The sequence below is a fragment of the Arhodomonas sp. SL1 genome (genome assembly GCF_052060015.1).
Taxonomy (GTDB): Bacteria; Pseudomonadota; Gammaproteobacteria; order Nitrococcales; family Nitrococcaceae; genus Arhodomonas.
This window is the reverse complement of record NZ_JBPODZ010000015.1, coordinates 1-24,886: the sequence shown is the minus strand read 5'-3', so window position 1 is coordinate 24,886 and position 24,886 is coordinate 1. Positions and strand designations below refer to the sequence as shown.

Below are 24,886 nucleotides of genomic sequence, written 5' to 3'. Positions count from 1 at the left end.
AATCCAGCATGCCGGAATGGGCGAGCCCCTTGCTCGCTCAGGCCGCCGCGTTGTGACTGCCGTGACCACGCAGCGCATCCGCCAGGATCATGTCGGCTGCCTTCTCACCGATCATGATTGCTGCCGCATTGGTATTCCCCGAGATCAGCTTTGGCATAACCGAACAGTCCGCGACGCGCAGACCCTCGATGCCGTGCACCCGCAGGCGTGGGTCGACGACGGCTACGCCGTCGTTTCCCATTCGGCACGTGCCCGCGGGATGGAAGATGGTGGTCGCGTCGCGACGCACGAACTCGAGCAGGGCGTCATCGCTTTGCGCGTCGGGGCCGGGGGAGTACTCCGCGGCGATGTAGGGGCGTAGGGATGCCGCCGCCACGAGCCGGCGCGCCAGCTTGACCCCGTTTACCATCACCCGGCAGTCCTCGTCGGTGGCGAGGTAGTTCGGCCGAATGCTCGGGTACTGGGCGGGGTCGTTGGTGCGGAGGTGGACGGAGCCGGAGCTGGTGGGGCGAAGTTGACACGTGGAGACGGTGAATCCCGGGAACCGGTGTACCGGTGAGCCGGGAACATCCGAGCTGAGCGTGCCGAAATGGAATTGAATGTCGGGCCGGTGGAGCTCAGGGTCACTGCGGGCGAAGCCGCCGGCCTGGTTGATGCCGACAGCCAAGGGGCCACGGCGGCGCAGCAGATAGCGCAATCCGATCCGCATGCGGCGCGCGAAGCTATGCAGATCGTCGTTGGTGGTGATGGCCCGGGTGCAGCGGAGGATCAGTCGGGCCTGAAGGTGATCCTGGAGGTTGCCGCCGACACCGGGCAGCGCATGGTTAACGGGGATGCCATGTTCGCCGAGGACCGCCGGGTCGCCGATACCGGAGAGCTCCAGGATCTGTGGTGAGTTGATGGCGCCGGACGCGATGATGACCTCGCCGCCGGCCCGGGCCTCGAGCGTACGGCCACCCTGACGGTAACGCACGCCCACGGCGCGGCCCCCCTGGAGCAGCACCCGCTCGCATAGCGCATCGGTCTCCACGTGGAGATTCGGGCGCTCCATGGCGGGTCGCAGGAACGCCACGGCCGCGCTGCAGCGGCGGCCATTGCGCACGGTGAGCTGGAAGTAGCCCACGCCCTCCTGGGTGGCGCCATTGAAATCGTCGTTGCGGGGGATGTCGATCTCCTGGCCGGCCGCAATGAAGGCGTCGCAGAGCTCGTTGCGCTCGGGGATATCGGAGACCGACAGTGGACCGTCGTCGCCGTGGTAGTCGTCGGCGCCGCGCTGCTGGCGCTCGGATCGGCGGAAGTAGGGCAGCACGTCCTGCCAGCTCCACCCCTCGTTGCCCAGTCTCACCCAATCGTTGAAGTCCTCGTGCTGGCCGCGGATATAGATGAGCCCGTTGATTGAGCTCGAGCCACCGAGCACCTTGCCTCGGGGCCAGTACATCGAGCGGCCGGCGATGCCGGGGTCCGCTTCAGTCCAGTAGCCCCAGTTGATCCCGGTGTGAAACATTGTCTTTCCGTAGCCGATTGGGACGTGGATCCATGGATACCGGTCCCGCGGGCCCGCCTCCAGCACCAGCACGCTATACCGGCCGTCCGCGCTCAGCCGGTTGGCCAACACGCAGCCTGCGGATCCGGCACCGACGATGATGTAATCGAACTTGCTCGCGCTCATGCTGTGCTCCGATGCCAGTCGCGCCACGGACTGGCAGACCGCCGTGGGCTATCGGCCCGCGATGCCCGTCCCCTTGTCCCTGCGTGGGATCGTCTTCCCCCTTGCATGTCGTCTAACAGCTTCCATACTGAGACAGTAAATATCAATATAAGAACCAGTGGCAGTAGGCATCGGGGATACGGCAGCGATGCGAGTGCCCGTTGACGAGGAGGAGAGTTACGCATGCGGTCCAGCCGACGGCTAGGGCGCGTGTCTTCCGTCCATGGCCTTGGTGGCGTCCCGAACGGAGCGGCGTCATGGGGCTGACAGAAGGGGGGGAGCGGCGCCTGCGTACCGTGGTCGCTTGGCTCGATCTGCCAGGCTACTGGGTGGGTAAAGCGGCAGCGTGGCTCATCGTTCCGCTTATCGGCGCGTTGGTCTACGAGGTGGTCGCCCGCTACGGGTTCAACCGGCCGACCATGTGGGCCTACGACATCACGTACATGCTCTACGGGGCGATGTTCATGCTCGGTGCGGCCTATACCCTCGGCCGTGATGCCCACGTGCGGGCGGATTTCTTGTTCAACGTCCTCTCGCCCCGGGCGCAGGGACTGATCGACGGCACATTCACGATCGTGCTGTTCTTTCCCGCGATCCTGTTCTTCACCATCGCCACCTATGACTACGCTGCGGTGTCGTGGATGCGTGGCGAGCGCATCATTACCAGCCCCTGGATGCCGGTGATCTACCCGCTGAAGACGGTCATGCCGGTCACCGGCGTCCTGTTGCTCATCCAGGGTGTCTCGGAGCTGCTCAAGAGCTTCTATTCCGTCGTTACGAACCGCCGCTTCCGGGAGTTCGGCTGATGAGCGAGCCCATCCTTGGTCTTGTCTCCCTCGCGGTGCTGTTCATCGGCATCCTCACCGGCTACCCGATGGCCTTCACCTTCATCTTCATCGGCCTGGTGTTCGGCTTCATCGGCATGGAGGACCGCGTCTTCAAGCTGATGCAGGCGCAGTTCTTCGCGCTGATGCGCAACACCACGTTGGCGGCGGTGCCGTTGTTCCTGTTCATGGGCTACGTGCTCGAGCAATCCGGCCTTATGGATCGGGTCTTTCGGGCACTGCGGCTGCTGCTCGGTGGCCTGCGCGGTTCGCTCTACCTGGTGGTGTTGCTGGTGGCGACGGTGTTCGCCGCCGCGACCGGCATCGTGGGCGCTTCCGTGACGGTGCTTGGCGTCATGGCCGCGCCGATCATGCAGAAAAACGGCTATAGCGACCGCCTCTCTGCGGGGGCCATCGGGGCGGGGGGGACGCTGGGCATTCTCATCCCCCCGAGCATCATGCTTATCGTGATGGGCCCGGTGGTGGGTGTCCCGGTGAGCGAGCTGTTCACGGCGGCTATCGTCCCCGGGCTGCTGCTCGCCGGAACCTACATTGCCTATACGCTGCTGCGGAGTTACTTCAATCCGGAGCTGGGCCCGCCGGTCCTCTCCGCCGAGCTTGCCGAGACCACCCTTAGCGAGAAGCTCAAGGAGCTGTTGCTCGGGGTGATCCCGGTCACGGTGATCATTGCCTGTACCCTCGGCGCGATCATCGCCGGCATCGCGACACCGACGGATGCCGCTGCCACGGGCGCACTGGCTGCCTTCATTCTCGCGCTTGCCTACCGTCGAATGACCTGGAAGAAGGTGCGCACCTGCGTCTACAGCACCCTCCAGAACTCGGCGATGATCATGTTCCTGCTTGGGGCGGCCAACTTCTTTGGCGCGATCTTCTCGCGCCTTGGCTCTGCCGATCTGCTCACCGAGTGGTTGCTCGCGATGAATCTCGCCCCCAGTGCGATGCTGCTCATCATGCTCGGCATCGTCTTCGTGCTCGGTTCGCCGCTGGAGTGGATCCCCATCGTGCTGGTGATCGTACCGATCTTCCTGCCGACGGTGGCGGAGCTGGGCTTCGATCCGCTTTGGTTCAGCGTGCTCGTGGCGGTAACGCTGCAGACGTCGTGGCTGACGCCGCCAATGGCGCTGTCGGCGTACTTCCTCAAGGGCGTGGTGCCGCAGTGGCGGATGGGCGACATCTATGTGGGCATGAGTCAGTTCGTGCTACTCCAGCTGGTCGTCGTGCTGCTGCTTGCTGCATTCCCGCAGATCATTCTCTGGCTGCCGTCGGTGCTTGATTGAGCATCGGGGGATTCGTGTGTTTCCGCAGTAAAGGAGGAGGCGCGATCCACAATCACAGACGGTATTCGAACGTATTCAGGGAGTCTCCTGAGCGAGTGGAGGAGAGAGACATGAAAAGGCAAATGTATCGCATGGCCCTGTCCGGGCTGGCCGCGGCCACGTTGGCAGTGGTGGGTGCCGGTAGCGCGCAGGCCCAGGAAGAGGTCTACGAATTCAGCATTCAGACCGCGGTGCCAAACTCCAGTATCTACTTCGGTCTGGTGGAGGACTTTGCGGATCGCCTGGAGCGGATGTCCGGCGGCCGCCTGCAGGCCCGTGTCCTGCCGGACGGTGCCGAGGTGCAGGCATTCGAGATCCTCGACGCGGTCAGTGACGGCGTGGTGGAGGCCGGCTATGCCTGGCCCCACTACTGGTCCGGCAAGCACGCCGCCTATGTGCTGTTTTCCAATGTTCCGGCGAGCACGGGTATGGATCAGCAGACCCTGATGTCCTGGTATTACGAGGGCGAAGGCCAGGAACTGTATACCGAGCTCACCGAGGAGGTGATGGGGTACGACACGGTACCGTTTTTGCTGCAGCCCATGGGGCCGGATCCGCTGGGTTGGTTCTCGCAGCCATTTGAGAGCATGGAGCAGTTCCGCCAGCTGAAGTACCGGGCCCCGCCGGGGATCGCCGGGCGGACCTACAACGAGATGGGTGTGCCGGCCGTAGCCATGCCGGGCGGCGAGATCGTGCCCTCCGCGGAGCGGGGGACCATCGATGCAGCGGAGTGGATCGGGCCGGCCGATGACCGCGCCCTCGGTCTCAACAACATCTGGGACTACTACTATCTGCAGGGCCTGCACCAGCAGACGGATGTTGGCGAGCTCCAGTTCAACAAGGATTTCTGGGAGAGCCTGCCCGACGACCTGAAGGCCATCGTGGAGACCGCGGTCCTCGCCTCCGTGGCCAAGACCCAGCACGTCAATCTCCGCGAGAACTCGCAGGCCGTTCAGCAGTACCAGGAGGAGGGCATCCAGGTCCGCGATACACCGGAGGAATACTACACGGCGTTCATCGAGGCCCAGAACACCATCATCCAGGATTATCTGGACGATAGTGAGTTCTTTGCTCGGGTGTATCAGTCTCAAGCGGATTTCGCGGAGATGGTGTATCCTTATCACTCGCGCAACCTCACGCTTTACAACAACTTGGTCCGTGAGGCGGCGGCAGCCCGCGAATAGGGCGGCAAGGTGCTGTCCGGCAGCGCATCGCGCGGAGGCGGGCCGGTAGTCCGGCCCGCCTCCGCGTTTCTTTGGGGGACCTTTCACTCGATGCGCGCGCGGGCGATGTCGCGGCGGATACTCAACGCCATGCCTCGCGCCAGACAAGAGTTGGGAACCGACACTCTATGGGCCGTACGAGATCGACGGGCTCCACCGGTGAGCGCCTGTTGAAGGTGCTGCACACTATCACCGGTGCCGGGCGTCCCCTTTCGCTACCGGAGCTCACCGACGCCGTCGGGTTACCCAAACCGACGGTGCATCGTTTGGTGACCCTGCTCGAGAGTACCGGCCACCTCATCCGTGAAGCCGATGCCCGTCGCTATGCCACGGGCCCGGCACTGCAGCGCCTTGCATTGGAAGTGCTGCAGAGCCAACCGGGGCACGCAGCCCGCCATGCGGTGTTGCGCGGGCTCGCCGAAAAGGTGGGGGAGGCCTGCAATATCGTCCTTCTCGATGGGGGACAACTGACCTATATCGATCGGGTCGACACCCAGTGGCCGCTGCGCATCCGCTTCGACGTCGGTTCGCATGTGCCGTTGCACTGCACCGCAACCGGCAAGCTCCTGCTCGCCCTGCAACCCAAGCGTGTCCGTGATCGGATCATCAAGAGCAAGGTGCTCGAGCCCATGACCCCCCAGACCATCACCGACGCGGATCGCCTGGAGGCAGCGCTGGCCGAGATCCGGCGTACGCGGGTCGGAACCGACGACCAGGAGTTCCTCTCGGAGATGGTGGCCGTGGCCGTGCCCGTGATGCCGACTTCGGGTCCCCCCGTCGTCGCCGTCTCGATCCACGCACCGGTCTTTCGTCGCAGCCTCGACACCCTGCGCGAATTCGTTCCCGATTTGCGTTCCGCAGCGCGGGAGCTGGAAACCGTGCTGTACACCGACGTAGCGGAGGAGCCGGACGCCTAGTTGGGCGGGTGCCTGATCCGTTAGGCCCCGCTACGCCCGGTCTCCGGGTTTACCGGGCACGTGCTGATAGGGCGTGTCCGGTCGGTTGCAGGGTCTGTCAGGCATCCGTGCCAGCTACCCCCTGCATGGGTGACGACGGGACACCGTAGTCCCGTGGGGCCATGCGGCCGGCCAACCAGGCCTGGCGTCCGCCAATCACGGCGTGGCGCATGGCATCGGCCATCCGCGCCGGGTCCCGGGCGTGCGCGATCGCGGTGTTCAGCAGTACGGCATCGCAACCGAGTTCCATGGCCACGGCGGCGTCGGAGGCGGTGCCGACCCCTGCGTCCACGAGCACGGGGACGTCCACTGTCTCGGCGATCCGACGAATATTCAGTGTGTTGCGTATCCCCAACCCCGATCCAATCGGGGCGCCCAAGGGCATTACCGCGGCGCAGCCTATAGACTCGAGCTCCTTGGCGATCAGCGGGTCGTCGGTGGTATAGGCCATCACCTGGAAGCCGTCGCCCACCAGGCGTTCTGCGGCCTCCAGGGTCGCTCGTACATCCGGATGGAGGCTCTCATCACCGAAGACCTCGAGCTTGCACAGGGATTCCCCGTCGAGGAGCTCGCGGGCGAGCTGGCAGGTATAGACCGCGTCCTCGACGGTGAAGCACGCTGCCGTGTTGGGCAGTACGCTGCAGCCGAGCTCGCGCAGCATGGGTAGCAACCCACTGCCCTCGGGAGCGTCCGACAACCGTCGAATGGCGACCGTGACGATCTCGGCCCCACTCGCCAGGATCGCGCAGCGCGCCTCCTCGAGGCTACGGTATCGACCCGTGCCAACCAGGAGGCGCGAGTCGTAATGCTGTCCGGCGAGGAACAGCCGGTCGTTATCATCTTGCATCGCAGAAATGCCCCTCAGTGTGCCATCTGCGGTGTTGTGCGGTTCAGCCGCCCCCGACGGCTTGCACTACGTCCACCGCGTCGCCATCGGCGAGTCTATAAGCGCCGTGCTCCGAGCGCGGGACGACCTGCCGGTTGACCGCAACAGCAATGTTGCGCCGTGGATAGGAAAGCGTTTCGAGTAAGGTGGCGACGGATATCCCACCGGAGACGCGATGTGGTTCGCCGTTGACCGTCACCGTGAGCGTATCCGCCTCATAGGGGGGCTGCGCGTTCACGTCGAATGCACCTCCGCGGTGGACGGTGTGGCCACGTTGCAGTGGCAGACCGTACGATGTCCAAGCGTTGAGGCTGGCGGGGCCGCCGCCGAAGGCGGGATGAAGGGTAGGCCACAGCTCCCTACGCCGGTATGAACCGGTTCAGGTTCCAAGGGACTCTCTCAGCCCGCCCTGCAATGGCCGGGCACCCCCGCTGCCTCGTCGTGTACGTTCCAGCTTATCCTGCTGAGAAGCTAGAGGGCTGCCGGTGAGCTGTCAACAGGGCGTGGAGCTGGAGGCGCCGCCGCGCGAACCCATCCGCGAGCCACACGATCTGGGGCGTTGATTGTTCTGCGGATCGTCGGTCGGGTGCAGCCTCTCTATCACGGTCGTGGTCCGAGCCAGCCCCGGCGGCGGAAGAACGTAGACCTCGAGCAGGTCCATGATCTGGAGGACTGATCCTCGCAGTCGCGCAGGAACAGCCCCGTGTCGCCGGCAATGCGCTCGTCGCCCTCGCGCAGAATGCGGAAGACCTCGCGTTGCGGCCAGATGGCGCGTCGCGTTTGCAGCAGCTCGCGCTTAAGGCGCTGGATCTCGAGTACGCCTGTCTGATCAGGATGCGTCAGCGCGGCCTGCTCCACGTCTTCGATACGTTCGGCGTACTGCTCCAGCAGTGGAAAGTAGCTGTCCACCACCGCGTCGAGCAGGGCATAGGCCAGGTAGTCGGCGCGCAGCAGGCACCCCCGCTTGCCGGCATTCTTGCGGATGCGTGCACGCCCCGGGTCAAAGCAGTCGATGGCGTGTTCCTGGACGGAGACGACCAGCCCGTCGCTAAGGAACAGGCTGATCTGCTCGAGCTCCAGGGTCTCGTTGCCCCAGTGGGGTAGGCGCGTGATGACGGAGGTGTTTGTCCCGTAGTTCTCCGCCTTCGGTCGTTGTCGTTGGTGGGTATTGAGCACGTCCTCCAAGGCGAGCGGGTGGAGATCGAACAGGCTGCCGAGGCGTTCGATAATGGCGGCATCACCAAGTCCGCGTACATCCACCCACAGCAGTTTGTGTCCCCCGATCACCCTCGAGCTGCTCGAGGGTGATCTCCCAGTGCTCGAGCAGATGGTCGTCGTCATAAGCCATGACGTTGATCACGGGTGCATGGGATCCGGGTGGGGCCACCAGCGTGCCGGGGGCGGTGCCGCTGCGTGGCCGGTCACGCAGCTCGTAGGGGCGAGTGGACAGCTCGGACATGGCATCAAACAGCCTAGTTACCGTTGGGACTATGCCGGTGTGCGGTGCTCGCGGTGTGTCACTCTTCCAGCACGCGGCGGCGTTCCTGGAACTCTTCCGTGTCGATCTCGCCTCGGGCATAGCGCTCCTTGAGGATATCGAGCGGCGTGCGCCCTGGCTGTCCTTGCTGCGGTGGCTGTGGCCCATGCCAGGGTCCGCCGAGCCAACGCACCAGCAAGGCGGCCGCGGCGACCACGATCACCAGCACCAGGATCATCATGAGCGGCCCAAGGATCATGCCGAACCAACCTCCACCCCAATCCATCATGTGGGGGCCGTAACGAGGCCCGTACGCATCCGCGCCTTGTTGTGCCCACACCCAACTCGGGGCCAACGTGACGGCAGCGACGGATCCCGCGGCCGGGACTTTGAGATGCCTTTTCATATCGGTTTCCTCCCGCTCCCTGTCAGCCGCAGCATTGCAGAACCATCACTCCAGGGGAAAGAGCTCGGCGATCTCCTGATAGGCGCTGTCGTCGAGCCCGGTGAGCCGGCGCAGCTCGACGGCGGTGATCAGCAGCGTCGTCCACAGCTCCAGGTTTTCAGCACCCCACCAGTGATCCGGGATGCCGCGGCGGCCGCGCTCGGCGCCGCGCAGGTTGCCGCAGATGGCGCCGGTGGAGTCGCTGTCGCCGCCGTGGCTGACCGCGAGGGTTACCGCCGCCTCGAAGTCATCCCGGGAGAGCGCGCAGTACAGCGCGATCGCCAGCGCCTCCTCCGCGACCCAGCCCTCGCCGAGGGTGACCAGGGCCTTGCGGCGGTCCGGATTGCGGCGGGCGAGTCGCACCGCCCGGTCCAGCAGGCTCAGCGTCTCCTCATGGCCCGGCTCGGCCACCAGCAGTCCTCGGGCCACGCGCCAGGCCTCGAGCATGTCGTCGCCGTGGACCAGCCGGGTGATCATCGCCGCCAGCACCCCCGCCGGGAGCTGGCCGCTGATGTGGCCGTGGGTGATGGCGGCCACCTCACAGCCCAGTTCGAAGGCGAAGGGCGCGGCATCGGGGCCGTGGGTGGCCGCCAGCAACCCGACTGGGGCGACCCGCATCACCCCACCACAGCCCTTGCTGTCGTTGTCGGCGCGGTCGCTCGCTTGTGCCATTTGCCTGAGCGCGGACAGGCAGGTGTTGCCGGGGGCACGGCGGCTGTGGAGCGCGTCTTGGCTGTACAGCCAGCCGGGTGGCTCATCGGCCGCCCAGGCCGGAATGCGTCCGCCGTTCTGGGTGGCGAGCCAGCGGCCATAGGCGCGGGCCACGTAATCGGCGGGCCGAGCGTCCTGAGCGCCGCGGTAGCGGGCGAGGGTCCAGCGCAGGAGGCCGTCGGCGGTGAACAGCGTCATCTGGGTGTCGTCGGTGATGGCGCCGCTCCGCCCGTAGGCGGGCTCGAAGTCACGGACCCCCTCCCTGCCGTAACGGGCGTTGATCTGGTCGGCACTGAGGAACTCCACTGGCGCCCCCAGCGCATCACCGATGGCGCCGCCGATGAGGCACCCGGAAAACGTCTCACCCACGATCATGGCCTGGCCCCGCTTTCGTCTCCATTCGATTACGTCTACAGGATGCCAGGTCGTGCGACAGCGGCTGTCGCGGAGGTAGGGAGTACCGAACTGATAGGGAGGGGACAGCAGCGGGTAGGGCAGCTTGTCAGTTGCCCGCTCATGGTTGCCTCTTTTGGGGGTTGGGCGAATCGGAATGGAAGGCATCGCTGCCGAGTAGCTAGGTTCCACCCAGGCAGGCCCCAGGGGGCTCAGTTTGGGCTCAAGCGATCTGGCGGCCTCGGGGGTGTTGGCAGTTCTGGTGTTCAGGATGATGAGCATGCTGAATGCAGCGACCGATACGAAGCCGGTAAAAGCAATAACTTAGGGCTGGCGTTGACACCTGCTACGAACGCTGTAGAATCCCTCACCGATCGAGACAGGCGCGTAGCTCAGCTGGTTGAGCACCACCTTGACATTCTAGTATCCCACCTCTCTTGAATATCGATTCCTCCGAGAAAACAAGAATATATGGGGCATATAGCGTACGAAAGCGCTATTTAGTGGCACGTTACGCGGAAATATCTGGCTCACTGATTGTGATCAGGGTGTCCCGGTTTGGGACACTACTATGAGTACCACTCGCGATGGCCGAATGTCTGTCGCTCTGGGTCCGAGCACGCCGTGCAGGAAGGGTTTGCGGGGGGTGGTGCTGATCTACCCAGATGACATTTATCCACACGTTGTCCACAGGGCTTGGCGAGCGAACCCTAAGGACGCTGACGAACAGCGGCGTGATCATGTAGTCATCGCCATCGGCGGTGACGGTAACTATCGCCGCGGCAGGCGACGCGCTGGCCATTAACACGCGGAAGGCCGCCGGTGAACACGGCGGAAGGGTTCAGGCTACGGTGGGGCGTAGCCCACAAGAAGTCGGCGGCACGGGCCACACGCCGGAGATCACCGCTGCAAGAAACGGGCGTCTGCTGCGCGTCCTTACGTGTCCGTAGCGCCGAGGACCTGCTCGAGCTTTCGAACGATGTCCGCCTGCGTGTCCTTTCCGGCTTTGTCGAGATTGAACTCCCGCCACCGGACCGCCGGAAGCCGGTCGAGGCCTTCGATGCCGAGTAACGACCAGTCCGGGGCGCGCCGGTAGAAAGAGAGCAGGAAGCGCCGGTGGTGATCAGGCATATTCCCGACGATATCGCGCACAAGCTCTCGATGTGTTTCCGTCAGCACCTCAGAGGCCACGTCTTCATCGGCCATTCCCTGGAAGTTATGGGTAAAGTCATGGGTGATGTCCCGGCATGCGTTCGATAACAGCGCATGCGGCGGATGATCGTGGCTGATGAGGTAGACAATAAGGGCCGCGCGCAGCTCCTGCGTAATCCCTTCGTTGCGCAGCAGGTGATATACGTCGAAAAGATCGCGCGGATGCTGCCGGTCGAGCGCGGCGGTGATTTTTCCGGCATAGAGATCGGGGAAGGACAAGACGCTGATTTCGGCGAACCCGAACTGGTCTTCGACCGTTTCGGAAACGACCATATTCTGTGACGGATAGACGCAGCCGCGCAGAACCGGCGTCACCTCTATCTTGATCTGAACCCGGCCCGGCGTGCGGAGCACGAGCTTGTTAATCGCGGACTGGGAGCGCGGTGCGCTTTCGGTCACGGTTATGCGCGGATTGGCATTTTGGACCCGCGCCGCGATGCGCCGCAGCGCGGCGTCAATAGCCGCGAGCGAGCTCTGCCTGTCGGCGATCGGGAGATATGTCAGATCGATATCGACCGAAAGACGGGGCAGATTGCGGATGAACAGATTGATCGCCGTCCCGCCCTTGAGTGCAAAGCACTCTTCTTCGGCGACAAGCGGCAGGGTTCTGATCAGCAGCTCGACCTGACGGCGGTACGTTTCACTGAACGGCATCGAGCAGCTCCGCAGGGACCGTGATTTGATACTTTGGATCGAGCTTGCCCCCCTTGACCAGCATGCGCTTGCCCTTGCCAAGGTCGATCCGGTCCATCGCGATGTGCGCGAGCCAGCGATGGGAATGACGTTCGGCGAAGAAAAAGAACAGACGTTTGACCTTGATGCTATGGGCCTGTTCAAGCAGGCGCTGCATCCGGCGCGGGCTGAGATCGACTAGCCCTTCGACCAGGACGTCGACGTCGTGAAAGCTCTCCTCCTGCGGAAGTTCGTCCAGGCACTCAAGCAGTGCGCGTTCCGGTGTGGAGATCAGCAGCGGCCATTCCCAATGCCCCCAAGGCTGCACGCGGATTCCCTGTTGCCGGAGCTGTTTGTCCTCCGCGGGAAAGTCATCATCCGATCGCCGGGGCGCGCTCACCGGCGGGAGGAACCGGCTGCGGTTATGCGAGACGAAAGCTTCGTTCAGGGGAAGCTTGAACAGCCAGCCCGGAAGCTTCTCATCAGTGTAGAGATGGACTTTCTGGCGGGAATGCGGGAGATAGTGGGCATACCCCTGGAGTTCCAGGGCCGTCCGCCCGCCAACCGATACCCGACGGTGCAGCAACGATTGCAGTGAAATCACGACCTGCTCCCAGCCCAGCGTGCCGCGCGGGCGGCGAAAGACGCCGCGGGTAGGTTGCTGCAGCCATCCGGCAGCCACGTACTGGCTGCGAAGCGACCGGGAATAGCCGTGCCGCTCCAGCCAGGCCGCATCAACCAGCAGACCCTCAGGGAGCTTGCGTTCCAGCCAGTTTAATTTATTCACCTTTTGCACAGCCATACTATACAAGTAGCACGAAGCTGAAACCGGGGCAACGGTTTGTGTTATCGCGTAGATGTATAGCGAGACTGCGTGTAAGACGAAGTTCGCAAACCGCGCCAGGTATTGCGTATTCCGGTCGATCGTGACCGATCACGCTAAATGAACACGGCCTAGCGCACACCGCGCCGCGCATCGGTCACGAACAGCGGAATCAGCGGTCACGTTCACCGGAATAGGCATACGCAGGGCGGTGGAGGCAGCGACCCTTGGCCCCGAGGGCGATACGACGATCTCAGCCGGCACGGCGGCCTGGCGCGGAGGTGATACGGCCGCCGTGGTGATTGAACGGGCCGATTCGGCGCTTTATGCAGCCAAGCAAGCGGGGCGCAACTGTTGTATCGATGCAGATGCTGTACCGCCCGAGTCGGCAGCGCGTTAGCGGCCAACACGCTCGGGAAATAGTCCAGGCATCAACCGGGATGCAAGGTGTGCCGGGAAGGCGAGCCGCAGCGGCGCTCGCGTGCTCGGTGAGCTCACAATTCCATGCTCAATGAGAGAAGCGGTGATGCGGCGCGCATGACGGTCGCTGACACCAAGCAGTCCTGCGACGTCGCCGCGCGGCAACTCGCCCCGGTAGAGAAGGGCCTCCAAGATTTGGTCGGCTCTAGGGGGCAGCGCGTCGCGGCGTATTTCCTCTTCGGCCCACAACAGTAGGCGCGCGCGCAGACGGTCGGGTTGCACAAGCGCTTCCATGAACTCGACCTGATCCAGGCAGACCCGCAGGAAAAACTCCGCGAAATCCGCCAAGGCCTCTTCACTGAGGTTGCCCCGGCCGTCAAGGTCGTTGCGCCGCTGCCTGTCGCAGGCCATGAGCTTTTCCTTGTACTCCCGCTCATGACGGGCCAGGCCTCGCGAGGCGGACCAAATCGCTCCAGTATCTAATTGATCCAGCAAAATGGCGTGGGACATCATCCGTGCCACGCGGCCGTTGCCGTCAACAAACCGGTGCTGGGAGCAGACGTGCTTCCGGATCGCCGTAAGAATTTATGGCCACGTGCTGTCCGTCTCGGGCTGCAACGTCACCAATTTTCCGAAGGCGGGCAGGAGCGGCTACACGTGCTCGCGATCGCCCCCTAGATCATCGCCTGCTGGGGAGAAGGAGGGCCCTCCAGGGCGTATTGTTGGCGAAGCCGTCATTGACTAATATGCAGTCATTGCAGGCCAGTGGAGCAACGACCCCATGGCGACGATGACGATTCGCAACATTGATGATCGCCTGAAGGCTCGGCTGCGTGTGCGCGCCGCCGAGCACGGACGATCCATGGAAGACGAGGCGCGTGACATATTGCGCTCGGCGCTCTCGCGCGAGGACGGGGGATGTGGCTCGCTGGTTGAGGCGATCCGCTCCCGGATCGCACCGGTGGGTGGCGTGGAGTTGGAGGCGCCGCCGCGCGAACCCATCCGCGAGCCACAGGATCTGGGGCGTTGATCGTTCTTGATACCAACGTGCTTTCCGAAGTCCTGCGCCCGGTCCCCGAGCATCAGGTCGTCGACTGGCTGGAGCGACAACCCCGGCGTTCGCTGTTTACCACGACCGTGACGCGGGGTGAGCTCTTCTATGGTGTGCGCCTGCTACCGGAGGGGCAACGCCGCCACCGCCTCATGGAGGCGTTGGAGGCGATTCTCGACGAGGACTTCGCGGGCCAGGTGTTGAGCTTCGACGCCGATGCGGCCGATAGCTACGCGGACATTGCCGCTGCCCGCCGCATGCGTGGTCGTCCCATCAGCCAGTTCGACGCCATGATCGCGGCGACCGCGCGCTCGAGGGGCGCGGCCCTCGCTACGCGAAACATTCGCGACTTCGCGGATTGTGGTCTGGAGCTGATCGATCCGTGGAGTGCTTGAGTAAGGCTGCTCCGGTCGCCGGTCAGCCGCTAGCGTCCCCCAAGAAGTACAGTCACGCCGGCGCCGGGATCGCATTCGAGCAGAGAATCAACCCCGTGTATGGATGTTGTCTTATCCAGACAACATATCGATGATCGCCCAAAAGGCCGCCGAGACTCGAATGCGCGCGTTTTGTCAGTTGGGACTGCGCATTGCGGATTTCGTGGGCTTCAGCTCTTGGGTGGCAATGCCCTTATCTGTGAACGTGATCCCTCGTTGACCGCGATTTTCGGGGGCGATTCCGATCCCCACAGCGGTGAGTCTGGCGTCGGCCTTGAAAGCTGGCGGCGAGCCCGGGCGATCGCCCTGAGCGGCCGCGCTTTCGCTAGTTGTTCAGCTCGATTGGATCTCGACAATGCCAGGCCTGTTCAAGCAAGCTGAACCGCCCCGGAAGTGTGGGCCCAGTCCCTGACCACGGGTTGGCGATCGAGCTCAGCGCTTCCCCTGCGGCGTGCGCGCGGATGCCGCGTCTACGCCACTGCGCCTGCGCCAATACTCGCCGAGCACCACGGCACTGACGGCGCGTTCCATCTGAAAGGCCTCAGGTGTGGGGCAAAAGAGCGTGACCACCATGCGCTGCTTGCCGATTTCGGTGGTGGTGAGCTTGACCCGCGGTTGCGGCTCGGCGATCTCCACGCCGCTGCGCCTGCGGATCACCTGCGTGTAGCGCTGGGCCAGTTCCGCGTGGGGCTCGAACAGACGCTCGACTGCGGTCTCGATGTCCTCAAACGCCCCGAGCATGTCCACGTCCGGCTCCAGGACGGTTTCTACATGCAGAAACACCCACTTACGGAAGAAGTTCTGGTTCTGCACCGGGGTGGTCAGGAAAATGCTGTTGGGTACCGTGATGGTCTTGCCCGAGTATTCGTAATGGCCGACGGGCCCGCCGATCTCCTGCAGCGTGGTGGCCAGGATGCTGGTATCCATCACCTCGCCGCGCAGGGCCCCGATCTCCACCCAGTCGCCGATCTCGAAGGGCCGGTTCAGGGTGCGCAGGACGGTGCCCGAGAGGCAGAGGATGAGCTCCTTGGTGGCGATGACCAGCGCTACCGCGAACGCCGTGATGGACAGCGCAAACGTGTGTAGCGCCGGCAGCCAGATCAGTACCAGGCCGATCGCCGCGACGATCACCGCGAGGTTGCGCACCCGTGCCAGCCAGGCCCGGCGGTCGCCGGAGAGGATCTCCTCCTTGCCGCGGATGACACGCGCGAGGACGTAGCGCAGCGCGAGCAGGGCAATCACCAGGGCGACGGAGGCGACCACGCGATTGCCGAGCAGCACCGGCCATAAGCTCTCGAAAGGCATGTCCGCTCTTGACCCTCCCAAGGCTGTCAGCTATCCCTCCCCATCCTAGCCCAGGGCGCTGCCCTGGCCTTAGATCACCCACAAGTAGAGCACATACGCCAACACCAGGAGCCCGCCCTCGACCCGGGTCAGCCGGTGTCCGCTCCAGAGAAACAACGCGACGACGATCGAGACGCCCAACATGACGGGCCCATCGAATACCGCGATCGTCTCCGGCACCGTGGTGGGTGCGACCCATGCCGTCACGCCGCCGATGCCCAGTATGTTGTAGATGTTCGAGCCGAGGACGTTGCCGATGGCGACGTCGTACTGGCGCCGAAAGGCGGCCATGGCCGAGGTGGCGAGCTCGGGCATGGAGGTGCCGGCGGCGACGATGGTCAGCCCGATGACCGTCTCACTGATCCCGAGGGTGTGGGCGAGGGCGATGGATCCGCCGACGAACAAGCGGGCGCCGATGACCAGGGCGATCAGCCCGCCTGCCGTCATGAGCAACGCGGTGATCCACGAAGTGCCCGCGGTCGGGGGCTGTGACGGCGCCACGGCGCGGTCCACGCCTTCCAGTGCCGCGGCCTTCTCCAGCGGCGCTGTGTGCTCGGTGGCCGGCGTGCCGCCTTTGCGCTCCTGTCTCCAGGCGAATACCAGATACGCCAGCAGCAGCCCGAGCAGCACCGTCCCAACCGCCCGGTCGAGCGCCTGGAAGTACCCAAAGCCTACGAACAGCGCGGCCGTCGCGATCACCAGGATGCCGTCCCGTTGCAACGCGCGGGATGGCACGGCGAGGGGGTGAATGAGTGCCGCCATTCCCAGAATGACGAGCAGGTTGAACAGGTTGGAGCCAACGATGTTGCCGACCGCGACGCCCGGTGAGCCCGAGAGGGCGCCCTGGACGCTGGTCACCAGCTCCGGCATCGAGGTGCCGAAACCGACCACGGTAAGCCCGATGAGAAGCGGTGATACCCCGGCACGCGACGCCAGCCGCACCGCGCCGCGGACCAGGAATTCCGCACCGAGGATGAGCAGGAGCAAACCCCCGACGAGCATGAGTGTCATATTCATCGATGACGTGTCCTTTTCGCGCACTTCGGCGGATGCGATCCCGCCGTAGGTAGCGCCTCAGCGAGGATAGCCTACCTGTACTGCCGTGGCGTTCTATGTGCCCTGCACATGCGCGAGCGCTATAACGGTAGCGTTTACTATTCTTTTGGATATTGGTTCACCGCCCTTATCGTAAACGATTACCGATACCGTCGGATCAGTATGGGAGGGCGGCATGTCTAATTGCTGCAATGACCTGAGCCCCTTGGGTAAGGGGGAGGTGGATGTCCTCCACGTCAGCCGAGGCGTCAGTCGGCGGGAGCTGCTGCGTGGTGCCGCCGGCGTTGCCGGCCTCGCGGCCCTGGGGAGCATCGCCGGCCCGGTCTGGGGCCAGCAGAAACGCATCCGGCTGGCATTCTGCAGCCAGCTCCTGTGTGTCGTCCCGTACGAGGCGACCCGGGCCGCGGGCTTCTTCGCCGAGGAGGGCTTCGATGTCGAGCTCGTCTATACCCGTGGCGGCAGTGCGGCATTGCAGGCCTTGAACGGCGGCGCCGTCGACTACGCCGCCACCTCCTTCGACGCGGCGCTCAATGCTTACGCCAGCGGCGCGGAGATCGTGCGGGTGGCCTCCACCGGCCGGCTGCCGCTGTTCGCCCTGGCAACCAGCCCCGAGCTCTCCGGCGAGATCGACGCGGTCGAGAAGCTCGCCGGCCGCACCGTAGGTGTCTCCGCCCTGGGCAACGCCGATCACGCCTTCCTCGTGTACCTGCTCGACCGCGCGGGCGTCGATCCGGATTCCGTGCAGTTCGCCACGGTGGGTACCAATCTCTACGACGCCATCCGTCTTGGCCAGCTCGATGCCGGCATGGTGCAGGAGCCGGCGCTGTCGCTGCTCCAGGAGCGCGGTGCACGGGTACTCGTCAACGGCATGGACATCGAGGACGTCCGCACCTACCTCGGCGGCCCCTACGAGTTCATGGGGGTAGCGGTTCGCCGTGAGGAGCTCGAGGAGCGTCGTGCCGAGATCCAGGCGCTCGCCCGGGCGCTTGCCAAGGGGCTGCGCTATGTCCAGGAGTCGGCCCCGGAGACCTTGGTGGAGGCGCTTCCGCGGGAGATCATCACCGGCGGGGACCGGGAGCGGCTCGCCGGGACCCTGGAGCGATACCGTGCCTCGCTCTATCCCCGCGAGGTGAGCATGGACCTGGAGGCCATGCAGCGGGTCATCGACGTGCATGCGGCCGCCGGCGGGCGGGGCGGCGACGTGGAGCTCGAGCGGATCGTCGCGCCGGAGGTGGTCGGCTGAGTCATGCTGACACTCGCGAACCTGCAGATGAGCTACGGCGGCGAGCCGGTGGTCGAGGGCGTCGACCTACACGTCGCCGGCGGGGAGTTCGTCAGCCTGATCGGACCCTCGGGCAGCGGCAAGAGCACGTTGCTGCGCGCGGTGATGGGGCTGCAGCGAGCCTCGGCGGGTCGGGTGGAGCTCGGCGTGGATCGCCGCGAGATCGGCTTTCTGTTTCAGGACGACGCGCTGCTGCCCTGGCGCACGGCCAGGGACAACGTGGCCCTTGGCCTTCGCAATCAGGGCACCGCGAAGGCCAAGGCCCGGGCGAAGGCGGATCAATGGCTGGCCTCCGTTGGGCTCGATGGGTTGGAGGATCGCTACCCGCGCGAGCTCTCCGGCGGCCAGCGCAAGCGCGTGGCCATTGCCCAGGTGCTCGCGCTCCGGCCGCAGTTGCTGCTGATGGACGAGCCGTTCGCCTCCCTGGACGCGATTGTTCGCCACTATCTCACCGAGGACCTGTTGGGTTGGGTGGAGGGCGAGGACCTCACGGTGCTGCTGGTCACCCATGACCTGGAGGAGGCCGTCGCGCTCTCCGATCGGGTGGTGCTCCTCGGCAACGGTCCGCGAGCGCACGTCAAGGGGCGCTACGAGGTGGATCTGCCGCGACCCCGCGACCTGCTGCGGGTCAAGGAGCAGCCGGGTTTCTCCGCCATCGCCGCCCAGCTCTGGAATGCCCTGTCCGACGAGGTCCGGGCACCGGAGGTTCGCGAGCGACCGGAACTGCGGGTGGTGAATCAGTGAGTGGGAAAGGATACGGGTTGTACTTGCGCCGCGCGGCGGCACTGCTGCTGATCGCCGGGCTGTGGGAGATGGTCAGCCGCTTGGGCTGGATCGATCCCTTCTACGCCCCGCCACCGACGGCCATCGCCGCAGCCATCGGCGGGCTGTTCGCCGAAGGCGATATCTACAGTCACCTGGAGGCCACCTTCGGCGCGGCCCTGATGGGGCTCGCCCTGGGTCTGCTCGGTGGGGCATTGCTGGGGTTTGTCGCGGCGCTGGTGCGTCCGGTGGCCGAGCTACTGGAGCCGGTGATGGCGATGCTGAACGCCATCCCCCGGGTAATCCTCGCGCCGCTGTTCATCATCTGGCTCGGCGTGGGCCTCGCCTCCAAGGTGGCGCTGTCGTTCATCCTCGTCGTCGTGCTGACCTTTTTCTCGGTCTACAACGGCATCCGTGACGTGGACACCCGGCTCGTCGAACGGGTGCGGACCCTCGGCGGCGGACCGTGGGTGCTGTTGCGCGAGGTCTATGTCCCCTCGGTGGTGGCATGGGTCATGGGCAACCTCAAGGTCGCTGTCGGCTTTGCCTTCACCGGTGCGGTGGTCGGTGAGTTCGTGGCCTCGAGCCGCGGGCTGGGGTATCTGCTGGCCTTCGCCCAGAGTACCTACAACGCGACGCTCACCTTCGGCCTGATCTTCCTGGTGCTGGTGTTCGTGATGGTGCTGTTCACCCTGGCCGGGATGCTCGAGCGTCACCTGCTGCGCTGGAAATATCGTTGATCGGATGCTGCCCTTCGAACCGGGCGACGCCGACCAAGGTGTCGGCCCACGACTGCCTGGAGCGGGGGCTGCGGACCCGCCGACGGCCCGCGCTGGCGCTGACTGGCGACTCGGTGTGCGCCGCCTCCGGGCTGCAGGCGCGTTTCAGCGCGGGTATCGAGGGCGGGCGTATCCGGGATTTGCGCTTCGAGTGCAGCGCCTGCGTCACCCTGATCGCGTACTGCCAGGCCTTGGTGGATACCGCTATCGGGCAGCCTGTCGGTGAGGGGGTCGTCTCCGATGCCGGCGAGCTCATGACGCGGGTCCAGGGGGTGCCGCCGGCCCTGCAGGACCGTGCCGCCATCGCGGTGGCCGCCTACCGGGCGGCCATGCACAGAGCGCAAACGAGCGAGGAGGGTTTGCAGTGAAGGTTGCCTATATCTTTGCCACCCAGCGTCACAACGTCTCCTATGTGCTCGCCAAGATGATCCTTCCCCAGCTGGAGGAGGGCACTCATGGGGTCGAGGTCGTGGGTATGTTCTTCTTCGAGGACAACAACTATGTCCTCGTCGACGGCGATCCGATTGGCGAGCGGTTGCGCAAGGTCGCCGAGGACCAAGGGATACTGCTGATGGGCTGCGACCAGTGCTGCTACGAGCGCGAGATCGCCGACCGCCTGATGCCCGGCGTCCCCATCGGCTGCTTCCCGGACCTGTACTCCGCCCTGTCGGGCAATCCGCCGGACCAGGTGATCACCCTCTGAGCAGGGGCTGCCGCCGAACCTGCTGTACGCGTAGCGTGGTTGCACGCGCCCCGTTGGATCATACGTCCCATGAGGCCACCTGCTCACCGGTGATCGAGGGGATTACCGGCATCCTGACGTCCGCCGAACGGGGCCCGGAGACACCGGTGATTCCACTCGCCCGACATCGTCCCGATTTCGTCAAGGCGGCGGATCTCGAGGGTGGGAGGCTTTCGCTGGTAACGGATGGGACGATGACCCTCGAGGCCGATTGTTTCCTTACGACCTCAGGATGCGTAACTTGGAGACACCACGGGGGCTATACGGGGGTACGATAACCTTCAGAAATCTCCCCGAGGCAGGGCATAATGCCCTGAAGGCAAGGGCGAAGCGGCACAACCGCAGTGCCGACGCGGAGGGCCGTGCGATTTTCGAGGGGTATGCGCTAACTCGACTCGGCCATCGAGACCGCCTGCCAAGGCCACCGATAAGGCCCGCATGTCTGCCCTACGACGCCGCCCGCGGCGATATGGCGATCCAGCCGCGATATATCGAATGACCTCACGGCCACTGCGCAGTTTTATCACCCGACTGGTTTGGCTCAGCATTCTGCCGCTGGTCGGATTGGCCGCCTGGTTTGCGTACGACACTGTCGACGATCAGCGAAGCCAGATGCGCCAAGAGGCAAAGAACCTTGCACAGAATGCCACCGGCCGTGTCGACAATTACCTGGACGCCCGTATCCGCGCTCTAAAGGTGCTGGCAGCCTCGCCATTGGCCGATGACCCGAACCGGTGGCGCGAGCTTTACGCCGAAGCACAAGGATTCCGCGAGAGCTTCGACAGCCATGTCGTCTTCGCGGACGTGGACGGCCGCAGGATGATGCGGTTCAACACCCGTGTGCCCTTCGGCGAGACCTTGCCACCCTTGCCGCGTCCCGAGGGCCATGCCGCTGCGCCGGAAGCGGTTGCCACGGGACGGCCTGCGGTGGGGGATCGTTTCATGGGCCCGATCGCCGATCGATACCTCGTCGCTATTGTTGTGCCCGGATTGCGCGAAGGCGAGGTTACCCACCTGATGCTCAGCCCCGTCGAAACGACGCAATTGCAACGGAACCTCGATCGCATGGCCATTCCCGATGGTTGGGGGTTGACGCTGGTTGATAGCCAGGGCAGCGCCATCGCCCGGCGTATTCCGGAGCATCTCGACACCGAGCATCAGAACGAGGCGGTTAAACGTTTCCCTGTCGATTCGGAGCAATCGCCGTGGACCGTCACGTTGCACGTCCCGAGCCAGGCTTTTTCGGCACCCACGTTCACTACGGGCGTGGCGTTCGCTGTTCTCATTGCTTTGGCGACGTTGGCGAGCGTGGTTGCCGGCAGCCATGGGGGCCGACGCATCGGGCGCGAGGTCGCCGCACTGACGCTGACCCCCGAGAGCCGGCCCACCACGAATATCGCGGAGATCACGGATGCCCTGGGGGTGCTCGACGACAACCTGGCAGCGCTGCAGGAAAGCGAAACGCGTTACCGCGAACTATTTGAAGTCAACCCGCACCCTATGTGGGTCTACGACGTGGAGACGCTCGCGTTCCTTGCGGTCAACGACGCCGCCATCGCGAAATACGGCTATAGCCGGGACGAGTTCCTGCGGATGACGATCAAGGATATTCGCCCGTCTGAGGACGTGGCGAAACTCCTTGAGAACATCGAGAGCCTTCCGCAACCACTGGACCATGCCGGTATTTGGCGGCACTACACGCGGGATGGTCGTGTACTGGATGTGGAAATCACCTCCCATGTCCTGACCTTCGAAGGCCGAAGCGCGGAGCTGGTGCTCGCCCACGACGTGACCGAACGCAAACGCGCGGAGGAAGAACTGCTCAGCCGGGAAGCCGAGTTCCGGACGCTCATCGAGACAATGCCTCAAATCGTGTGGGTCACCCGCCCCGATGGCTGGCACATCCAGTTCAATCAGCACTGGCTCGACTACACCGGCCTGACACTGGAAGAGAGCCTGGGCCACGGCTGGAACCCGCCGTTTCACCCGGAAGATCGTGAGCGCGCGGCGCAGCGCTGGCTGCAGGCGACCCGTACCGGTGAGCCCTACGAGATCGAATACCGGCTACGCCGCTGGGATGGCGTCTATCGCTGGATGCTCGGACGGGCCCTGCCGTTGCGTGATGAGGCGGGCAACATCGTCAAGTGGTTCGGTACCTGTACCGACATCGATGACCTCAAGCGCACCGAGGAACGGCTTACTGAAGCGCAACACATCGGAAACATCGGTGACTGGGAGTACGTTATCGCTTCCGGCACCATTCACTGGTCACCGCAGGTTTTCGAGATTCTCGGGCGCGACGGCGCGCTCGGAGCTCCCCGTGACTTCGAGGAACATGTCGCCCAGTACGATGCCGCGAGCAGCGCACTACTGAAGGAAACGGTCGACACCCTGATCGCGACCGGGAAGACGCAGGAATGTGAGCTTCGAACCCAACGACCGGGAGGCGAGACCGTGCACATCCATGCGGTCGTCGTGCCCAAGAAGGATGATGCAGGCAATGTGGTCGGGGTCTCCGGCACCGTCCAGGATGTAACCGCACGCAAGCGCGCCGAACAGGCCCTGCGCTCCCGGGCGCATCAGCAAGTCTTGGTCGCGAGGATCGGTCGCCTCGCGCTCTCCATGGGCGATCTCGATCACGTTTTCACCGAGGCGGCAACGGCCATAAGCGATGGCCTTGGTGTGCAATACAGCAAAGTCATCCTCCTGGACCGGAGCAGCACTGCGTTTATTCTCGAAGCGGGGGTTGGCTGGCAAGCGGGCTGCGTGGGCCGGAAGGTTCATAGTCGATCGGCGGGCTCCCAGCTTGACTACGCCGTTGAATCCGAAGAGCCCGTGATCGTGGACGATTTCCGCAGTGAGCCCCGATTTACCCCATCGGAGCTGTTGACCACGCATCAAATCGTCAGCGGCATCGATGTGCTCATCGGCAGCGTTGAACGGCCGTTCGGTGTTTTAGGTGCCTATGCCCGCGAATCACGTCAGTTCTCCACCGATGATGCCGGGTTCCTACAGGGCCTTGCCAATACGCTGAGTGCCGCGATCGAGCGAAAAAACACCGATGAGAAGCTCAACTATATCGCCCAGCATGATGCCTTGACCGGTCTACCAAACCGTTCCCTGTTCACCGATCGGTTAGTCGTCGCTCTTGCTCAAGCGGAGCGTTCGGGCAATCCGCTTGCCGTATTGTTCATCGATCTCGATCGCTTCAAGAACGTCAACGATGTCTTCGGGCATGGAATCGGCGATGAGGTGCTGCGGGACGTGGCCACGAGGTTTACGCATTGCGTACGTGCCACGGATATGGTCAGCCGTCAGGGCGGCGACGAGTTTCTCGTTGTCCTTCCGGAGCTTGGCGAAGCGCAGGATGCGGCACGTGTCGCCGAGAAATTGCTGGAGGCGGTGAGCTCTCCACTGACAATCGATGCCACAGAGATCGTTGTGGGCGCCAGCATCGGCATCGCCTGTTTTCCGGACAACGGCCGCGATGCGACGGCGCTACTCAGCAACGCTGATGCGGCCATGTACGTCGCGAAGGAGCAGGGTCGCAATCATTATCAGTTTTATTCGGACGAGATGAATGCAAGGGCGCACGAGCGCATGGAGCTCGAAGGCAATCTACGCCATGCCGTCCAACGCGATGAACTCTTCCTCGTGTATCAGCCGCAATTCGACCTCGCAACGGGGACGATCGTTGGTGTCGAGGCGTTGCTTCGTTGGCGTCACCCGACGCGGGGGCTGATTCCGCCCGGGCAGTTCATCCCGATCGCTGAGGAATCTGGCCTCATTGTGCCAATCGGTACCTGGGTACTGGAGGCCGCCTGCACACAACACGCTGAATGGCTCGGGACAGGATGGTTCACTGGGACTGTGGCGGTGAATGTGTCAGTGCGGCAATTTCAGCAGCCTGATTTTGTCGATCGGGTCGTCGAGGCCTTGTCGCGAAGCGGTCTGCGGGCCGGTGGCCTGGAGCTCGAGGTCACGGAGAGCTTGTTCATGTACAACCTGGAGGAGGTGCAGCAGAAGCTGCGCGAGCTCAACGAGTTAGGCGTAAAAATCGCGCTGGATGATTTCGGCACCGGCTATTCGAGCCTGAGCTACCTGAAGCAGTTACCCCTCCACCGCTTGAAAATCGATCAGTCCTTCATCCGTGGGCTCCCCGAAGATCGGGAAAGCGGGGCTATTGCCATCGCGATCATCCACATGGGCAATAGTCTCGGTTTGAATGTGCTTGCCGAAGGTATTGAAACGCAGGCCCAATTGGACTATCTCGTCGGCGCTGAAAAACTCGCAACCCACTGATGTGGGGTAGGTTACGGCATTTCGCGGCCTTCTGAAATTGCCGGTTT

Annotated in this window: 26 protein-coding genes and 1 riboswitch; of the genes, 14 read left to right on the top strand and 12 right to left on the bottom strand. The window is 64.1% G+C overall.

Going from position 1 to position 24,886, the window contains the following annotated elements; all coding sequences use genetic code 11:
- Positions 1 to 37: 37 nt before the first annotated feature.
- On the bottom strand, positions 38 to 1,669 hold the full coding sequence (locus ACQ754_RS15065; RefSeq protein WP_440997866.1) for a GMC family oxidoreductase: 1,632 nt from the start codon (positions 1,667 to 1,669) through the stop codon (positions 38 to 40).
- A gap of 296 nt (positions 1,670 to 1,965) precedes the next feature.
- Between ACQ754_RS15065 and ACQ754_RS15060 the strand changes: the two genes are divergently transcribed.
- The 4 genes from ACQ754_RS15060 (at position 1,966) to ACQ754_RS15045 (ending at position 6,009) form a co-directional block, all read left to right on the top strand.
- A complete protein-coding gene (locus ACQ754_RS15060; RefSeq protein ID WP_440997865.1) occupies positions 1,966 to 2,514 on the top strand; it encodes a TRAP transporter small permease subunit in 549 nt (182 codons plus the stop codon).
- The gene (locus ACQ754_RS15055; protein WP_440997864.1) at positions 2,514 to 3,830 is read left to right on the top strand and encodes a TRAP transporter large permease; all 1,317 of its coding nucleotides are present in this window, start codon (positions 2,514 to 2,516) and stop codon (positions 3,828 to 3,830) included. The genes ACQ754_RS15060 and ACQ754_RS15055 overlap by 1 nt, the downstream gene beginning before the upstream one ends.
- A gap of 110 nt (positions 3,831 to 3,940) precedes the next feature.
- A complete protein-coding gene (locus ACQ754_RS15050; protein WP_440997863.1) occupies positions 3,941 to 5,053 on the top strand; it encodes a TRAP transporter substrate-binding protein in 1,113 nt (370 codons plus the stop codon).
- 167 nt (positions 5,054 to 5,220) lie between these two features.
- On the top strand, positions 5,221 to 6,009 hold the full coding sequence (locus ACQ754_RS15045; protein WP_440997862.1) for an IclR family transcriptional regulator: 789 nt from the start codon (positions 5,221 to 5,223) through the stop codon (positions 6,007 to 6,009).
- A gap of 97 nt (positions 6,010 to 6,106) precedes the next feature.
- Here the strand turns inward: ACQ754_RS15045 and ACQ754_RS15040 are convergent, their stop codons facing one another.
- The 8 genes from ACQ754_RS15040 to ACQ754_RS15005 all read right to left on the bottom strand — a co-directional run bounded on the left by ACQ754_RS15040 (position 6,107) and on the right by ACQ754_RS15005 (position 12,646).
- Positions 6,107 to 6,895: a thiazole synthase gene (locus ACQ754_RS15040; RefSeq protein ID WP_440997861.1), complete on the bottom strand. Its 789-nt coding sequence runs from the start codon at positions 6,893 to 6,895 to the stop codon at positions 6,107 to 6,109.
- 43 nt (positions 6,896 to 6,938) lie between these two features.
- Positions 6,939 to 7,172, bottom strand: coding sequence for a sulfur carrier protein ThiS (gene thiS, locus ACQ754_RS15035; RefSeq protein WP_440997860.1), 234 nt, complete (start codon positions 7,170 to 7,172; stop codon positions 6,939 to 6,941).
- A gap of 101 nt (positions 7,173 to 7,273) precedes the next feature.
- Positions 7,274 to 7,374, bottom strand: a riboswitch (TPP riboswitch).
- 160 nt (positions 7,375 to 7,534) lie between these two features.
- Entirely contained in the window at positions 7,535 to 8,194 is a 660-nt protein-coding gene (locus ACQ754_RS15030; protein ID WP_440997859.1) for a CorA family divalent cation transporter, read from the bottom strand.
- Entirely contained in the window at positions 8,172 to 8,393 is a 222-nt protein-coding gene (locus tag ACQ754_RS15025; RefSeq protein ID WP_440997858.1) for a hypothetical protein, read from the bottom strand. Before ACQ754_RS15025 ends, ACQ754_RS15030 begins: the two co-directional genes overlap by 23 nt.
- A gap of 58 nt (positions 8,394 to 8,451) precedes the next feature.
- Positions 8,452 to 8,670, bottom strand: a complete 219-nt coding sequence (locus ACQ754_RS15020) for an SHOCT domain-containing protein (protein ID WP_440997857.1) — start codon at positions 8,668 to 8,670, stop codon at positions 8,452 to 8,454.
- Between the two features lie 192 nt (positions 8,671 to 8,862).
- Positions 8,863 to 9,942, bottom strand: a complete 1,080-nt coding sequence (locus tag ACQ754_RS15015; protein WP_440997856.1) for an ADP-ribosylglycohydrolase family protein — start codon at positions 9,940 to 9,942, stop codon at positions 8,863 to 8,865.
- A gap of 954 nt (positions 9,943 to 10,896) precedes the next feature.
- The gene (locus ACQ754_RS15010; protein WP_440997855.1) at positions 10,897 to 11,826 is read right to left on the bottom strand and encodes a nucleotidyl transferase AbiEii/AbiGii toxin family protein; all 930 of its coding nucleotides are present in this window, start codon (positions 11,824 to 11,826) and stop codon (positions 10,897 to 10,899) included.
- A complete protein-coding gene (locus ACQ754_RS15005) occupies positions 11,813 to 12,646 on the bottom strand; it encodes a type IV toxin-antitoxin system AbiEi family antitoxin domain-containing protein (RefSeq protein ID WP_440997854.1) in 834 nt (277 codons plus the stop codon). Before ACQ754_RS15005 ends, ACQ754_RS15010 begins: the two co-directional genes overlap by 14 nt.
- A 232-nt stretch (positions 12,647 to 12,878) precedes the next feature.
- Here ACQ754_RS15005 and ACQ754_RS15000 point away from each other — a divergent pair, with 232 nt between their 5' ends.
- Positions 12,879 to 13,067, top strand: a complete 189-nt coding sequence (locus ACQ754_RS15000; protein WP_440997853.1) for a diguanylate cyclase domain-containing protein — start codon at positions 12,879 to 12,881, stop codon at positions 13,065 to 13,067.
- Here the strand turns inward: ACQ754_RS15000 and ACQ754_RS14995 are convergent.
- Positions 13,064 to 13,600 carry a hypothetical protein gene (locus tag ACQ754_RS14995; protein WP_440997852.1) on the bottom strand — a complete coding sequence of 179 codons (537 nt, stop codon included), beginning with the start codon at positions 13,598 to 13,600 and terminating at the stop codon, positions 13,064 to 13,066. The genes ACQ754_RS15000 and ACQ754_RS14995 overlap by 4 nt on opposite strands.
- A gap of 268 nt (positions 13,601 to 13,868) precedes the next feature.
- Here ACQ754_RS14995 and ACQ754_RS14990 point away from each other — a divergent pair, with 268 nt between their 5' ends.
- Together ACQ754_RS14990 and ACQ754_RS14985 are read left to right on the top strand one after the other, a co-directional pair.
- Positions 13,869 to 14,117, top strand: a complete 249-nt coding sequence (locus ACQ754_RS14990) for a FitA-like ribbon-helix-helix domain-containing protein (RefSeq protein WP_440997851.1) — start codon at positions 13,869 to 13,871, stop codon at positions 14,115 to 14,117.
- The gene (locus tag ACQ754_RS14985) at positions 14,114 to 14,533 is read left to right on the top strand and encodes a type II toxin-antitoxin system VapC family toxin (protein ID WP_440997850.1); all 420 of its coding nucleotides are present in this window, start codon (positions 14,114 to 14,116) and stop codon (positions 14,531 to 14,533) included. Before ACQ754_RS14990 ends, ACQ754_RS14985 begins: the two co-directional genes overlap by 4 nt.
- 471 nt (positions 14,534 to 15,004) lie before the next feature.
- On the opposite strand, the gene ACQ754_RS14980 is transcribed toward ACQ754_RS14985, so the two are convergent.
- A complete protein-coding gene (locus tag ACQ754_RS14980) occupies positions 15,005 to 15,877 on the bottom strand; it encodes a mechanosensitive ion channel family protein (RefSeq protein WP_440997849.1) in 873 nt (290 codons plus the stop codon).
- Between the two features lie 69 nt (positions 15,878 to 15,946).
- Positions 15,947 to 16,933: a calcium/sodium antiporter gene (locus ACQ754_RS14975; protein WP_440997848.1), complete on the bottom strand. Its 987-nt coding sequence runs from the start codon at positions 16,931 to 16,933 to the stop codon at positions 15,947 to 15,949.
- Positions 16,934 to 17,147: 214 nt separating this feature from the next.
- Here ACQ754_RS14975 and ACQ754_RS14970 point away from each other — a divergent pair, with 214 nt between their 5' ends.
- The 7 genes from ACQ754_RS14970 to ACQ754_RS14940 all read left to right on the top strand — a co-directional run bounded on the left by ACQ754_RS14970 (position 17,148) and on the right by ACQ754_RS14940 (position 24,839).
- Positions 17,148 to 18,215 (top strand): ABC transporter substrate-binding protein, encoded by a 1,068-nt coding sequence (locus ACQ754_RS14970; RefSeq protein ID WP_440997847.1) that lies wholly within the window; start codon positions 17,148 to 17,150, stop codon positions 18,213 to 18,215.
- Positions 18,216 to 18,218: 3 nt separating this feature from the next.
- Positions 18,219 to 18,998 (top strand): ABC transporter ATP-binding protein, encoded by a 780-nt coding sequence (locus ACQ754_RS14965; RefSeq protein ID WP_440997846.1) that lies wholly within the window; start codon positions 18,219 to 18,221, stop codon positions 18,996 to 18,998.
- Between the two features lie 17 nt (positions 18,999 to 19,015).
- Positions 19,016 to 19,756: an ABC transporter permease gene (locus tag ACQ754_RS14960; RefSeq protein ID WP_440997845.1), complete on the top strand. Its 741-nt coding sequence runs from the start codon at positions 19,016 to 19,018 to the stop codon at positions 19,754 to 19,756.
- A gap of 38 nt (positions 19,757 to 19,794) precedes the next feature.
- The gene (locus ACQ754_RS14955; protein WP_440997844.1) at positions 19,795 to 20,163 is read left to right on the top strand and encodes an iron-sulfur cluster assembly scaffold protein; all 369 of its coding nucleotides are present in this window, start codon (positions 19,795 to 19,797) and stop codon (positions 20,161 to 20,163) included.
- Complete coding sequence (locus ACQ754_RS14950) at positions 20,160 to 20,498, top strand: SaoD/DsrE family protein (RefSeq protein WP_440997843.1); 339 nt, start codon at positions 20,160 to 20,162, stop codon at positions 20,496 to 20,498. Before ACQ754_RS14955 ends, ACQ754_RS14950 begins: the two co-directional genes overlap by 4 nt.
- A 271-nt stretch (positions 20,499 to 20,769) precedes the next feature.
- Positions 20,770 to 21,036, top strand: a complete 267-nt coding sequence (locus ACQ754_RS14945) for a FitA-like ribbon-helix-helix domain-containing protein (RefSeq protein ID WP_440997884.1) — start codon at positions 20,770 to 20,772, stop codon at positions 21,034 to 21,036.
- Complete coding sequence (locus tag ACQ754_RS14940; protein WP_440997842.1) at positions 21,033 to 24,839, top strand: EAL domain-containing protein; 3,807 nt, start codon at positions 21,033 to 21,035, stop codon at positions 24,837 to 24,839. Before ACQ754_RS14945 ends, ACQ754_RS14940 begins: the two co-directional genes overlap by 4 nt.
- The last annotated feature ends 47 nt before the right edge of the window (positions 24,840 to 24,886 follow it).

What these genes read in the sequence shown, in the direction of transcription:
- ACQ754_RS15010 (WP_440997855.1), bottom strand. Translation starts at nt 11,826, where the DNA reads ATGCCGTTCAGTGAAACGTACCGCCGTCAGGTCGAGCTGCTGATCAGA.
- ACQ754_RS15060 (WP_440997865.1), top strand. Translation starts at nt 1,966, where the DNA reads ATGGGGCTGACAGAAGGGGGGGAGCGGCGCCTGCGTACCGTGGTCGCT.
- ACQ754_RS14975 (WP_440997848.1), bottom strand. Translation starts at nt 16,933, where the DNA reads ATGAATATGACACTCATGCTCGTCGGGGGTTTGCTCCTGCTCATCCTC.
- ACQ754_RS14970 (WP_440997847.1), top strand. Translation starts at nt 17,148, where the DNA reads ATGTCTAATTGCTGCAATGACCTGAGCCCCTTGGGTAAGGGGGAGGTG.
- ACQ754_RS14995 (WP_440997852.1), bottom strand. Translation starts at nt 13,600, where the DNA reads ATGATGTCCCACGCCATTTTGCTGGATCAATTAGATACTGGAGCGATT.
- ACQ754_RS15025 (WP_440997858.1), bottom strand. Translation starts at nt 8,393, where the DNA reads ATGTCCGAGCTGTCCACTCGCCCCTACGAGCTGCGTGACCGGCCACGC.
- ACQ754_RS15015 (WP_440997856.1), bottom strand. Translation starts at nt 9,942, where the DNA reads ATGATCGTGGGTGAGACGTTTTCCGGGTGCCTCATCGGCGGCGCCATC.
- ACQ754_RS14940 (WP_440997842.1), top strand. Translation starts at nt 21,033, where the DNA reads ATGACCTCACGGCCACTGCGCAGTTTTATCACCCGACTGGTTTGGCTC.
- ACQ754_RS15065 (WP_440997866.1), bottom strand. Translation starts at nt 1,669, where the DNA reads ATGAGCGCGAGCAAGTTCGATTACATCATCGTCGGTGCCGGATCCGCA.
- ACQ754_RS14945 (WP_440997884.1), top strand. Translation starts at nt 20,770, where the DNA reads ATGCGTAACTTGGAGACACCACGGGGGCTATACGGGGGTACGATAACC.
- ACQ754_RS15055 (WP_440997864.1), top strand. Translation starts at nt 2,514, where the DNA reads ATGAGCGAGCCCATCCTTGGTCTTGTCTCCCTCGCGGTGCTGTTCATC.
- ACQ754_RS14965 (WP_440997846.1), top strand. Translation starts at nt 18,219, where the DNA reads ATGCTGACACTCGCGAACCTGCAGATGAGCTACGGCGGCGAGCCGGTG.
- ACQ754_RS14980 (WP_440997849.1), bottom strand. Translation starts at nt 15,877, where the DNA reads ATGCCTTTCGAGAGCTTATGGCCGGTGCTGCTCGGCAATCGCGTGGTC.
- ACQ754_RS15040 (WP_440997861.1), bottom strand. Translation starts at nt 6,895, where the DNA reads ATGCAAGATGATAACGACCGGCTGTTCCTCGCCGGACAGCATTACGAC.
- ACQ754_RS14990 (WP_440997851.1), top strand. Translation starts at nt 13,869, where the DNA reads ATGGCGACGATGACGATTCGCAACATTGATGATCGCCTGAAGGCTCGG.
- ACQ754_RS15045 (WP_440997862.1), top strand. Translation starts at nt 5,221, where the DNA reads ATGGGCCGTACGAGATCGACGGGCTCCACCGGTGAGCGCCTGTTGAAG.
- ACQ754_RS15005 (WP_440997854.1), bottom strand. Translation starts at nt 12,646, where the DNA reads ATGGCTGTGCAAAAGGTGAATAAATTAAACTGGCTGGAACGCAAGCTC.
- ACQ754_RS15020 (WP_440997857.1), bottom strand. Translation starts at nt 8,670, where the DNA reads ATGATCCTTGGGCCGCTCATGATGATCCTGGTGCTGGTGATCGTGGTC.
- ACQ754_RS15050 (WP_440997863.1), top strand. Translation starts at nt 3,941, where the DNA reads ATGAAAAGGCAAATGTATCGCATGGCCCTGTCCGGGCTGGCCGCGGCC.